Here is an 11,755-nt window from a genome sequence, read left to right as displayed (position 1 = left end):
GACGGTCTCGCTAGCAAGTCTTCCAACTTTCGATCCAAGCCTGTGCGCTTGACTCAATCCGTTCAATCACTTCTTCAAAGGCATCGCTATCGCCTTTATAAGGGTCGGGCACGTCATCGCCGCCATAAGTAGGGTCTTCTTCACTGAATAACGCCAACTTTGCTAAATTGTCATCTGTATCCGATAGACTGTCTTTAATGGCTTGTAGGTCGGCTAAATTTTGCGTGTCCATTGCCAGTATTAACTCAAAATTACGAAAGTCATCAGCACTTACTTGGCGGGCAACCAGTTTGTTGATTTTGTAACCGTATGCTTTTGCATGGCGCTGTGCACGCTCATCTGGCGCATGACCAATATGCCAGTCGCCAGTGCCTGCTGAATCTACCTTGATCGATAAGCCTGCAATCGCCGCTTGCTGACGAAAAACTTCCTCAGCAGTTGGTGACCGGCAAATATTCCCTAAACAAACCAATAATACGGACGATGGGGTACAAGTTTTCATCAGCATAATATGACCTTTTCTTACAACAAAAAAAACATGCCATAAAAAACCGGCATTGATGATGCGGTTTATGAGCATGCTATCTAGTAGATAAATAAGTAATCAGCGTAACGCTTAATACCTTGAATGGCAAGGGTAGAAGCTAAACAATAGGGTCACGCAAGCGATTATCTCTAAAAGCAGCTCAGCCTTTAGAGATAGAATGATTTATTAACGTTAGTATAGTCGGTTTAATTTGAAAGTGGTACAAGGCAACCGAATGCAGAGGTATAGGTCATACTTCAAGCGGGGTTAACGCTGTCACACTTTTATAGTGGGTTTGACTATAGCTGTTAGTCTTGTTTGTTCTTAAAACGTTGTATGTCGCGGCGCTCTTTCTTATTGGGTTTGTTATCAGGGCGGGCAAGGTTGGCAAGTTTGCGCTGCTCAGCATGATAAGCACGACGCTCTTCGCTCTCTTCAGTCTCTGAATACAATACTTGCGCGGCAATTGCATTACCACGTTGCGCTGTTAGCGATTCGACAATGACGGTTTTTTCAGTCATGGCGGTGGCTGAGCCTTGGCGAATACTCAATTCATCTCCAACGGCAATCTCTTTGCTGGTCTTTACACGACTACCTGCATAATGTACTCGTCCGCTCTCGATGGCTTCTTTGGCAAGAGTACGGGTGCGATAAAAACGCGCTGACCATAACCATTTATCAAGACGCATACGCACAGCATCAGGTTGGCTATGGCTGGGTTGATTGTGGTTTTTATTGTGTTTACTCATCAAAACCTCATAGATATCAATAAAGTAAGATAATAATGGTGCTTTTTTTGCCAATTGAAAGAGCAGAAAGCTATTAAAATATGTAAAAGTAGATTTTCATCGCCAATAGTGCTGAGCATGGAAGCTTCGACTTAGCTATTGATGTAACATGCATAGCAGTCGCTCAATTTATGCTTTATATAAAATCATTTACACCATTGTTTCTCACAGGGTATACCATCATGGTTGCCATCCATTTTTGTGTTGGGGCAGTGGTTGGAGAAGTAAGTCGCTTCTGCACAGGATGTCATCTGGGAGCAATGTTTTCTACCGTCACACGAAAAGCTTGCCACGGTTGTTTGTGACGCTAATACTGGATTTACCACTGAAACTGATGATGAAGTTGCCTCTAAATCGACATAGGTTGGTGATATATCATCGAAGTCAGTAGATGTGAAAGCACCATTAGCAGAACGGTCAGCCATAACTTCAGTGGTAGGAGTGTTCATGGCGTCTTTAGGTTGAAGCATCCTATAACCCACAAGTGCTAAAACGAGCAATATAACGGTTATTAATATTTTCTTAATCATCGTTCAGTACCTGTTTATAACCGCTACATTATTTTATAACCGCTACATTATAATCACTATAAGTTAATTATTTCTACAAACGAACAACCTCTACGAATTTATTAATGGCCATTTTTTAATCCATTAAAAAACGGCCATGTTAGAGGATGGTTTATCGCTATTCTGTTTATTTCAAAAACAGTTGATAGCCGATATTGTCGGTAATAGTCGTACAGTCATAGCCGATATCAAGTAGGGCGTCTTGTAATAAACGTGAATTACTTTCAGAGGCTTGTAGACCAACCAACACACGGCCTTCAGCAGCACCATGATTGCGGTAATGGAACAAGGTAATATTAAAATCATCGCCCAGCTTTTCTAAGAAAGTAAGCAACGCCCCGGGACGTTCAGGAAAGGCAATCTTTAACAGTTGCTCATTTTCGACATGTGCGTGACCACCAATCAAATGACGGATATGTGATTTGGCAATATCATCATCGGTTAGGTCATGCGCGGTATAACCATCATCTGCCAACTGATTGCTGATGGTTTTGCGTTCTTTATCCCCTTCTTTTAGGGCGATACCGACGAATATCGCCGCAGGTTCCATCGAGTCTGGTGATTTTTTGCTATCGGCACGGTAGTTAAATTCAGTGATATTACGTCCATGTAGGCTACGGCAGAAGTTTAAGAACGCCCCAGTTTGCTCAGGAATCGTTACGGCAAAAATGGCTTCTTTTTTCTCACCAATTTCAGTACGCTCAGCGATATAACGCAGGCGATCAAAATTCATATTGGCGCCGCAAATAATACCGACGCAGTTTTTACCTTGTAGATTATGAGCTTCAATGTATTTTTTCATGCCAGCAACAGACAGTGCACCGGCGGGTTCAACGATACTACGGTTTTCTTCAAAAATGTCTTTAACAGCGGCACAGACTTCATCATTACTACAAGTAACGACCTCAGGTTCGACCACAGGACCTGAGTTATCACTTTTTTGAGTACGTACTACCTCAAAAGGCAACTCGCCAATTTGCGCAACGGCCACACCATCGACGAAGAGTCCTACTTGCTCAAGTTTCACGCGTTCATTCGCTTCGAGTGCGGCTTTTAAGCAGGCTGATTGTTCCGCTTCTACGGCGATGACTTTGACATGCGGCGCCACTTCTCCTAAGAATGCGGCGACACCTGAGATGAGACCACCACCGCCAACTGCGACGAAGACGTAATCCATATTACGCCATTGTTGGGTCAGCTCAAGTCCAATGGTGCCTTGTCCGGCGATGACCAGCTCATCATCGTAAGGTGGAATAAAGGTTAGGCCCTCACGCTCAGCACGATCAATCGCATAGCGGTTGGCTTGGTCAAAGCTATCACCATGTAAGTCGACATTTCCGCCCAGTGCTCTCACCGCATCCACTTTGATATCGGGTGTGGTGGTCGGCATGACAATGATGTTGTTAAGCGATAATTTGCGCGCAGAGTAGGCAACCCCTTGTGCATGGTTGCCCGCTGAAGCACAAATGACACCGCGCGCTTTTTGCTCATCGCTCAATTGGCTAATGCGGTTATAAGCACCGCGTAATTTAAAGGACTTGACCGGTTGTAAATCTTCGCGTTTAAAACGAATATCATTAGCAAAACGTTGGGTCAGCTTGGGTGCCGCTTCTAGTGGCGTTTGAATAGCAACGTCATAAACGGTGGCTTGCAAGATGGCTCGTACCCAGTGTGACAGCATAATGATTCCTAAAAAAGTGAATATAAAAACGAAATAGATTAGCCTATGCTGATTTTAACTATCTTGCAAGACACAATTGCAGTTTTTGCATGATTTAAAATTTTGATGAAAGATGAGGTTGGTTGTCGATAAATATTTTATTAAAAAACATTGAATTATTTCCATATGTCTATATTATTGGACATATGGAAATAACTAATGCTATCGCAAGCTTTGCGGCGCTCTCTCAAGATACTCGTCTTAAGGCTTTTAGGTTGCTTGTTAGTCAAGAGCCTGAAGGTCTGCCTGCGGGTGAAATAGCCCGTCAATTGTCAGTGCCACATAACACCATGTCAGCGCACCTATCGGTGCTGGCACGAGCGGGGTGGGTAGTCTCTCAACGGCACAGCCGGCAGATAATCTATCGCGCCTCATTGTCGCATATGGAAGCTGTTGTGCAGTTTTTATTGCAAGATTGTTGTGCAGGACATCCAGAATTATGCGCATCGCTTATGAGCAGTTTAAACGGATGTGAAAGTGATATATCTGACAATGAAGACAGTCATTTAAACTAATACCAAGCCAAACCCATTTAATAAATTACATCGATAAAATAGGTGAAATTGCTATGACATCCTTAATTTTTCATAATCCAAAATGCGGTACTTCTCGTAATACGTTAGCCATCATGAAGGCATCTGGTGAGCATCCAGAAGTCGTGGAATACCTAAAAACTCCACCAGCCCGTGAATACTTAGTAGAGCTGTTGGCAAAGATGAACATCTCCCCAAGAGAGTTATTACGAAGTAAGGAAGCCATTAATGATGAATTGGGATTAGATAATCCTGAGCTATCTGATGATCAGATTATCGATGCCATGATTGCGCATCCTATTTTAATCAACCGTCCTATCGTGCTCACCAATAAGGGCGCAGCGCTATGCCGACCTTCAGAGCGTGTGTTTGAATTATTAGAAAATCCAGTCAGTAGCTTTACTAAAGAAGATGGAGAGGTTCTACATCATGGTTAAGGTTAATACAGGGCAACCTGACGTAGATGACTTGTCTAATCTAAGTGACTTGCCCAATATTGATTCACTCAATATACAACCTATTGATATTGAGTCTTTGATTGCGCCAAACGACCCACGACACCCACCCAAGATATTGGTGCTATACGGTTCGCTACGTGAGCGCTCTTTTTCTAGACTGGCGGCTGAAGAGGCTAGCCGTTTACTGCGTTGGTATGGCTGCGAGGTGCGGATTTTTAATCCATCGGGTTTGCCGTTGCCTGATGATGCTGATAGCGACCATCCAAAGGTACAAGAATTACGCGAGCTGGCGCAGTGGTCAGAAGGCATGCTGTGGGTCAGTCCAGAGCGTCATGGCAGCATTACTAGTATTATGAAAGCACAAATCGATTGGATTCCGTTATCACTGGGTGGCGTACGTCCAACCCAAGGTAAGACCTTAGCCGTGATGCAAGTCAGCGGTGGCAGCCAAAGCTTTAATACAGTCAATCAATTGCGTATTCTTGGGCGTTGGATGCGGATGATTACTATCCCGAATCAATCATCTATTCCTAAAGCCTTTTTAGAATTTAACGACGATAATCGTATGGATAAGTCGTCCTTATACCTGCGTCTTGTGGATGTCTGCGAAGAGTTGGTGAAGTTCACTTGGCTCACTCGTGGGCGTTCAGCCTATCTGACTGATCGCTATTCAGAACGGGTTGAAAACGCTGAAGCAGTGTCGCAACGTGTCAATCAAAAATCGATCTAATCTCTTATATAGTCAAAACACCCTAAAAACGCTACGGCACTGCTGATATTAATTTTTTGTAGCCTCTGTCTGCTCAGGCACAGCAAGCAAGAAAAATTGATATCAGCAGTGCATGATGTATCGATATTGCTTTTCACTGACTATATAATAAATACGCTGTAAATAAGGTTGCTCCATGCTCGCACTCATTATTTTTATCGTGACTTTGGTTTTGGTGATATGGCAGCCTAAAGGATTGGGCATTGGTTGGAGCGCAATGGGCGGTGCCTTGATCGCCTTGACTTTCGGCGTGGTGCAGTTATCCGATGTCGGTGTGGTATGGGACATCGTTTGGGATGCGACCTTTACTTTTGTGGCGCTTATTATTATCTCGCTTATCTTAGATAAAGCAGGATTTTTTGGTTGGGCGGCTCTACATGTGGCCAGACTTGGTAAGGGGCAAGGGCGGTTGTTGTTTCCCATGATTGTGATATTGGGCGCGTTTATTTCAGCCTTCTTTGCCAATGATGGTGCAGCACTACTCCTGACACCGATTGTCATTGCTATCTTGCTACGGCTTAAGTTCTCACCGCCATCCGCTTTGGCTTTTATCATCGCGACCGGCTTCATTGCTGATACCGCCAGCCTGCCTTTAATTACGTCTAATTTGGTCAATATCGTCAGCGCCAATTATTTTGATATTGGCTTTGGACGTTATGCGGCGGTCATGGTGCCGGTAAACATCGTCTCTGTCATCGCGACATTAGCAGTGCTATGGGTGGTATATGCTCGTCAAATCCCAAAACACTATGCCATTGTCAATCTTAGCGCGCCAATGTCTGCTATCGAAGATCCGTTAGTTTTTAGAGCGGCTTTTCCGCTATTGGCATTATTACTGGTTGCTTATTTTGCAACGGAGTCCTTGGGATTGCCTATTTCACTCGTCACCGGAGTCGCCGCGCTACTACTGATGGCAATTGCAGGTCGCTGGTGGCAAGGTGGTCGAGGTGCCGTTATTTCTGTGTCTAACATTGTACGTAAAGCGCCTTGGCAGATCGTGTTGTTTTCAATCGGTATGTATTTGGTGGTTTATGGTTTGGGTAATGCAGGGTTAACCGCTTATGGTGCTCACGTTTTAACTTGGTTAGGGCAGCAAGGCAATCTCATAGCAACATTAGGGACTGGGTTTCTTTCCGCTATTGTGGCTTCAGTCATGAACAATATGCCATCTACCTTAGTAGGCGCATTAGCGATTGATAGCGCGCAAGTACCTGCCGCTACTCGTGAGCTGATGATTTATGCCAATGTGATTGGCAATGACTTGGGTCCAAAATTTACGCCTATTGGAAGTCTGGCAACCTTATTGTGGCTGCATGTATTGGCAGAAAAAGATTATAAAATCAGCTGGGGGCAGTATATGAAAATCGGGCTAATTATTACACCGCCAGTATTATTAGCCACGCTGCTAGCCTTGGTATTTTGGTTGCCACATTTATCTCGATTGTAAAAGATTGACGTGATATCTTGCTATCAGAACCGGCTATACGCTGACATCCATTAAAGTCATCGGTTATAATAGCCGCGCATTTTACCTCTTTTGCCATTTACTTTTTTAAAACGATACGTTTATTTTACCAAGGATTTATGATGAGTGATCAGCAAGCACAGAAGCAAGCCGCCGCCAAAGCAGCGCTAAGCTATATCGAAGACGGTATGATACTTGGGGTAGGCACAGGCAGTACGGTCAACTGTTTGATTGAGCTCTTGCCGCAGTTAAAGCTTGCTGGCGCGGTTGCCAGCTCACAAGTGACTGAAGATAAGCTTCGTGCGCTTGGCATTGAAATAGTCGATTTGAACTTTGCTGGTACGCTAGATGTTTATATTGATGGTGCTGATGAAGTCAATGAACACTTGCAATTGATCAAAGGCGGCGGCGGGGCACTCACGCGTGAAAAAATCGTCGCGGCGGCATCTAATAAATTTATATGTATGGTCGATGAGAGTAAGAGTGTCGAAATACTGGGCCGTGCGTTCCCAGTACCGATCGAAGTATTACCACAAGCACGCTCGTATGTGGCGCGGCAGCTAGCTCGTCTGGGCGGCGATCCTGTTTACCGTGATGATTTTGTCACCGATTATGGCAATGTCATCTTAGATACGTATGACTTAGATGTGAGCAATCCAATAGCGCTTGAGAAAGAGCTGAACAATATCGTTGGTGTGGTTTGTAATGGTATCTTTGCCGCCAACCAAGCCGATGTGTTGTTAAAAGCGGGTAGTAATGGGGTTATAACACTTACTCGTTAAAATTTCTTGATCATAATGTACCGAATTGATAGCAAAAAACAAAAAGGCAAATCACTGTAGATGTGATTTGCCTTTTTGTTTTTTGCTCGTTGATAAATAGCTTATCGCTATATTTCTTAAATTTTGATCTTATCTTTTAGCAAAAACTCCATCAATGCCTTTTGGGCATGTAAGCGGTTTTCGGCTTCGTCCCAAACGACAGAGCGGGGATCATTTAGCATATCATGGGAAATCTCTTCGCCACGATGGGCTGGCAAGCAGTGCATAAACACCACTTCAGGATCAGCTTTATCCAATAGAGAAGGTGTTACTTGATAAGGCGCGAAACGACGCGCGCGCGTGTTTTGCTCTGACTCTTGCCCCATACTTGCCCACACGTCGGTGACGATTAAATTGGCGTCTTTTGCCGCATCTTGCACGTTTTCTACTAGACTGACGCAATGCGAGAAGCGCTCCATGAGCTTTGGATCAGGCTCAAACCCATAAGGCGCTGCCACGCGTAATTCAAAGCCAAACTGATTGGCAGCTTGCATAAATGATGAGCACATATTGTTGCCATCACCAACCCAAGTCACGATTTTGTTTTCGATACTGCCGCGATGCTCATAGTAGGTCTGCATATCTGCCAGTAATTGGCAGGGATGATAATCATCGGTCAACGCATTGATAATAGGTACACTTGAGTATTCAGCAAAGGTTTCAACTTTTTCGTGCCCAAAGGTACGAATCATGATGATATCAACCATGCTAGAGATAACACGTGCTGAATCTTCTAAGGGCTCACCGCGACCTAGCTGTGTGTCGTTCGGTGATAAAAATATGGCATTGCCACCAAATTGACCCATGCCTGTCTCAAACGAGATACGGGTACGAGTCGATGACTTTTCAAATATCATGCCAAGCGTACGACCCACAAAAGGCTGATAAATCTCGCCTGCGTGTTGCATCTTACGCAGCTCGCTTGCACGTTTGATCAGGTTTTCTAGTTCTTGTTTGGTTAAATCAGATAAGGTTAAAAAATGGCGCAAACTCATAGTAATCCTAGCAGTCGATCGCAGTCAGTGAAACATCATCAGTGTTCAATAGCATCGCGTCAATGTGTGTTCAGTGCGTATACTGGGTTGACAACAAACTTTTAGTATAGCGTATTTACTTTCAATGTAAACGGGCAATTTTATCAAGATTCAATGGCTCACCAAATACGTTAAACAGAGTAGTCAGCCGTTAAATCCTGATAGGTTTCGATGACTACGCCAGTACACGCTTTGGACGTATGCTGAGGCGACAAAGTAGCTCGTAGCTAATCGTGCCCGCATGTCCTGCGATTTCATCGACGCGTGGCGCATCGCCCCATAATACCACCTTACTATCCAAAGCAAGGCTCTCAGGCGCGTTACTGATATCAATGACAATCATATCCATGGCCACACGCCCAATCACAGGGCAGCGGTAGTGTTGGGTGCTATCGGCATCGATGACCGTGACATAAGCGTCGCCTGTGACCACACGCGGATAGCCATCTCCATAGCCTACACTCACTAATGCCGTTCTAGTGTCTTGCTTGGCTTGCCAGCGACTACCATAACCGATAGCATCATTGGCACTGACAGTCTGTAGCGCAATGATTTGAGCACTAAAATCCATCGCTGCTTGCAAGTTTAATTCCTGTGCGCTTTGGTCAGTAACAGGTGAGCTACCATATAAGATGATGCCTGGACGTACCCAATCATAATGGTGCTCTGGAAAATTAACGATACCAGCAGAATTGCACAATGAGCCTTTGATATCTGGGCTAATAGTACTTTGTAAAGTCGATAATACGTCTGAGAAACGCTGAATTTGCATCGCATTTAATGGGTGGTCACGGTCATCAGCATTGGCAAAATGCGTGGTTAGTATCAGCTGATATCCCGCTTCATGTAGACGCTTAGCCGCCAACAGCACGCCCTCGGCATTAAAGCCCAAACGGTTCATACCCGTATTGTATTTAAGCCAAACCACTCTAGTCGCACTATTGGCTGGAGGAATGTTTTGTAGTGCCCATTCCAATTGTGGCTCGTGGTGAATCACGCAGCTTATATCTTGCTCAACGGCCTGCTGCCACTCATCGGCGGTAAACGCACCTTCTACCAATCCTATGGTTTTATTCCACCCCAATTTTCTGGCTTCTAGCGCTTCAGTTAAGGTGGCGACACCGATGCCATCTGCTTGCTGTAATGCTGGCAAGACTGCCGCCACGCCGTGCCCGTAAGCGTTGGATTTGACCATCGCCAGAACTTTAGACTGCGGTGCTCGTTGTTTTACTTGATTGAGGTTATGGGTAATGGCTTTTGGTTTTATAGTAATGGTGCGCATAATCGCCTTCTTTATGAGTAGAATTATGAAGTTATAAAGCCAGTACGGCATCAATTGGCTAATGCAGCACTGGCTATTTTCTAAAAAATTATTTATTAATTGATGCTCAAACCTCTACGTCTTTATCAAACTTAAACCTTATAAGATTGGTTATTCATCATTTTCAAAGCTGGCGTTTTGATAGTACTCGGGCGTTAAGTTGATAAAGCGGGTAAATTGACCTTCAAAGCCTAACCGTAGCGTACCGATAGGGCCGTTACGTTGTTTACCGATAATAATTTCAGCCACACCTTTGTGGTCTGAGTTCTCATTATAAACCTCATCACGATAGATAAACATAATCAAATCGGCATCCTGCTCAATCGCACCCGATTCACGCAAATCCGACATGATAGGACGTTTGTTGGGGCGGTTCTCTAGACTGCGGTTAAGCTGCGATAACGCAATGACGGGACATTCAAGCTCACGTGCCAGTGCTTTTAGACTACGAGAAATCTCAGAAATCTCGCCCACACGGTTGCCATCGAGATTGGGTACTTTCATCAACTGCAGGTAATCGACCACGATAGCACCAAGCTTGCCATCATGGTTTTTGGCGATACGGCGACAGCGTGAGCGCATCTCAGATGGTGGCAGGGCAGTACTGTCATCGATATACAAGTGTTTTGATTGGAGGTGTTGAATGGCGTTCATCATTTTTGCCCATTCATCTTCATTCATTTGTCCCGAACGCAAGTGCGTCTGATTGATTGCACCCCACGATGACAGCAAGCGCATGACAATAGACTCTGCGGGCATCTCCATCGAAAACACCACAACTGGTAAATCTTCGTTAAATAAAATCCCTTCTGCCAAGTTCATGGCAAAGGTGGTTTTACCCATAGAAGGACGGGCGGCGACAATGATCAAATCGCCTGCTTGCAGCCCCTGCGTTTTATTGTTCAACTCAGCGAATGGCGTCTGCAACCCAATCATGCCGTCGGGATTGGATTTAAGCTCTTGAATTTTATCGATGACATTGGTCAGCACAGAGGTGATGCCCACAGGGCCACGTTGTTCGGCACGTTTATTGTGCTGCTCATTGATACTAAATATTTTGCCCTCGACACTGTCCAAAATATCACTAACACTTTGGCTTTTAGGATTATAGGCAAGCGCTAGCATCTCATTGCCAGTGGTGATCAGTTGGCGTAGAGTAGATAGCTCACGTACACGCTGGGCATAAGCGGTGAGGTTGAATAAAGTGGCGGGACTTTGGCTCAGAATATCTGCTAAGTAACTGTCACCACCTGCACCTTTGAGTAATTTCTGCGCTTCTAGCCAGTCGTGCACCATGACCGTATCATAAGGTTCATTGACGGCTGCTAAATGGGCAATGGCATCAAAAATATATTGATGTCGTCCAGCGTAGAAGTCATCTTTTGTGACGATATCCGCAATTTTATCGTACGCCTCTTCGATACTCATCAAAGACGCAAGCAAAGCCTTTTCAATATCGATATTGTGCGGCGGGGTTTGATTGAGTAAGTCGTCGGTTTTTTCAGTATCTGCCATGAGTGCCTAATGAGTTAAAAATCGGTATAAGAATGTGGGTTGGTCATGTAGCAAAACAAGTCAGGCATACTCTATGGTAAAAATACCAGAATATAAGAAGTTCTAAAACTCAAAAAGTAATAAAATGCGGTCTTGCGCTTGCTTGTAAATGCTACAATCAGAGGCGAAAGTTTAACACATTATGTGCTTTTTTTAGACGAGATAAATAACTAAATCCGTAGTTATAGAAATTCCTA

Annotated in this window: 11 protein-coding genes and 1 pseudogene; 5 read left to right on the top strand and 7 right to left on the bottom strand. The window is 44.4% G+C overall.

Annotation, left to right across the window (positions count from 1 at the left end; translation table 11 throughout):
- Positions 1-10 precede the first annotated feature (10 nt).
- The 4 genes and pseudogenes from IOD06_RS01085 to ilvA all read right to left on the bottom strand — a co-directional run bounded on the left by IOD06_RS01085 (position 11) and on the right by ilvA (position 3,564).
- Positions 11-508, bottom strand: a complete 498-nt coding sequence (locus IOD06_RS01085; RefSeq protein WP_189581700.1) for a low molecular weight protein-tyrosine-phosphatase — start codon at positions 506-508, stop codon at positions 11-13.
- A 326-nt stretch (positions 509-834) separates the two neighbouring features.
- Positions 835-1,275, bottom strand: coding sequence for an RNA-binding S4 domain-containing protein (locus tag IOD06_RS01080; protein WP_010198411.1), 441 nt, complete (start codon positions 1,273-1,275; stop codon positions 835-837).
- A gap of 185 nt (positions 1,276-1,460) precedes the next feature.
- Positions 1,461-1,619: pseudogene (locus tag IOD06_RS13690) on the bottom strand (excalibur calcium-binding domain-containing protein); the annotation flags it as partial.
- A gap of 391 nt (positions 1,620-2,010) precedes the next feature.
- Positions 2,011-3,564, bottom strand: coding sequence for a threonine ammonia-lyase, biosynthetic (gene ilvA / locus IOD06_RS01070; RefSeq protein WP_010198415.1), 1,554 nt, complete (start codon positions 3,562-3,564; stop codon positions 2,011-2,013).
- 185 nt (positions 3,565-3,749) lie between these two features.
- On the opposite strand from ilvA, the gene IOD06_RS01065 reads away from it, so the two are divergent.
- From IOD06_RS01065 to rpiA, 5 genes are all read left to right on the top strand, one after another.
- Positions 3,750-4,118: a helix-turn-helix transcriptional regulator gene (locus IOD06_RS01065; protein WP_194618636.1), complete on the top strand. Its 369-nt coding sequence runs from the start codon at positions 3,750-3,752 to the stop codon at positions 4,116-4,118.
- Positions 4,119-4,171: 53 nt separating this feature from the next.
- Positions 4,172-4,573: an arsenate reductase (glutaredoxin) gene (gene arsC / locus IOD06_RS01060; RefSeq protein WP_010198418.1), complete on the top strand. Its 402-nt coding sequence runs from the start codon at positions 4,172-4,174 to the stop codon at positions 4,571-4,573.
- Positions 4,566-5,324 carry an arsenical resistance protein ArsH gene (gene arsH / locus IOD06_RS01055; RefSeq protein WP_194618635.1) on the top strand — a complete coding sequence of 253 codons (759 nt, stop codon included), beginning with the start codon at positions 4,566-4,568 and terminating at the stop codon, positions 5,322-5,324. The genes arsC and arsH overlap by 8 nt, the downstream gene beginning before the upstream one ends.
- Positions 5,325-5,499: 175 nt before the next feature.
- Entirely contained in the window at positions 5,500-6,810 is a 1,311-nt protein-coding gene (locus IOD06_RS01050; protein WP_194618634.1) for an arsenic transporter, read from the top strand.
- Between the two features lie 140 nt (positions 6,811-6,950).
- Entirely contained in the window at positions 6,951-7,610 is a 660-nt protein-coding gene (gene rpiA, locus IOD06_RS01045) for a ribose-5-phosphate isomerase RpiA (RefSeq protein WP_189581730.1), read from the top strand.
- A 116-nt stretch (positions 7,611-7,726) separates the two neighbouring features.
- Here the strand turns inward: rpiA and argF are convergent, their stop codons facing one another.
- From argF to dnaB, 3 genes are all read right to left on the bottom strand, one after another.
- Positions 7,727-8,644 (bottom strand): ornithine carbamoyltransferase, encoded by a 918-nt coding sequence (argF, locus tag IOD06_RS01040; protein WP_010198425.1) that lies wholly within the window; start codon positions 8,642-8,644, stop codon positions 7,727-7,729.
- Between the two features lie 214 nt (positions 8,645-8,858).
- Positions 8,859-9,965 (bottom strand): alanine racemase, encoded by a 1,107-nt coding sequence (gene alr / locus IOD06_RS01035; protein ID WP_194618633.1) that lies wholly within the window; start codon positions 9,963-9,965, stop codon positions 8,859-8,861.
- Between the two features lie 150 nt (positions 9,966-10,115).
- Positions 10,116-11,519, bottom strand: coding sequence for a replicative DNA helicase (gene dnaB, locus IOD06_RS01030; protein ID WP_010198448.1), 1,404 nt, complete (start codon positions 11,517-11,519; stop codon positions 10,116-10,118).
- Positions 11,520-11,755: the final 236 nt, after the last annotated feature.

The organism is Psychrobacter sp. N25K4-3-2 (genome assembly GCF_015351755.1).
GTDB lineage: Bacteria > Pseudomonadota > Gammaproteobacteria > Pseudomonadales > Moraxellaceae > Psychrobacter > Psychrobacter glaciei.
This window is presented reverse-complemented; position numbering and strand designations above follow the sequence as displayed.

Coding starts and splice junctions, on each gene's coding strand:
- arsC (WP_010198418.1), top strand. CDS start 4,172: ATGACATCCTTAATTTTTCATAATCCAAAATGCGGTACTTCTCGTAAT.
- rpiA (WP_189581730.1), top strand. CDS start 6,951: ATGAGTGATCAGCAAGCACAGAAGCAAGCCGCCGCCAAAGCAGCGCTA.
- IOD06_RS01085 (WP_189581700.1), bottom strand. CDS start 508: ATGCTGATGAAAACTTGTACCCCATCGTCCGTATTATTGGTTTGTTTA.
- argF (WP_010198425.1), bottom strand. CDS start 8,644: ATGAGTTTGCGCCATTTTTTAACCTTATCTGATTTAACCAAACAAGAA.
- arsH (WP_194618635.1), top strand. CDS start 4,566: ATGGTTAAGGTTAATACAGGGCAACCTGACGTAGATGACTTGTCTAAT.
- alr (WP_194618633.1), bottom strand. CDS start 9,965: ATGCGCACCATTACTATAAAACCAAAAGCCATTACCCATAACCTCAAT.
- IOD06_RS01050 (WP_194618634.1), top strand. CDS start 5,500: ATGCTCGCACTCATTATTTTTATCGTGACTTTGGTTTTGGTGATATGG.
- dnaB (WP_010198448.1), bottom strand. CDS start 11,519: ATGGCAGATACTGAAAAAACCGACGACTTACTCAATCAAACCCCGCCG.
- ilvA (WP_010198415.1), bottom strand. CDS start 3,564: ATGCTGTCACACTGGGTACGAGCCATCTTGCAAGCCACCGTTTATGAC.
- IOD06_RS01080 (WP_010198411.1), bottom strand. CDS start 1,275: ATGAGTAAACACAATAAAAACCACAATCAACCCAGCCATAGCCAACCT.
- IOD06_RS01065 (WP_194618636.1), top strand. CDS start 3,750: ATGGAAATAACTAATGCTATCGCAAGCTTTGCGGCGCTCTCTCAAGAT.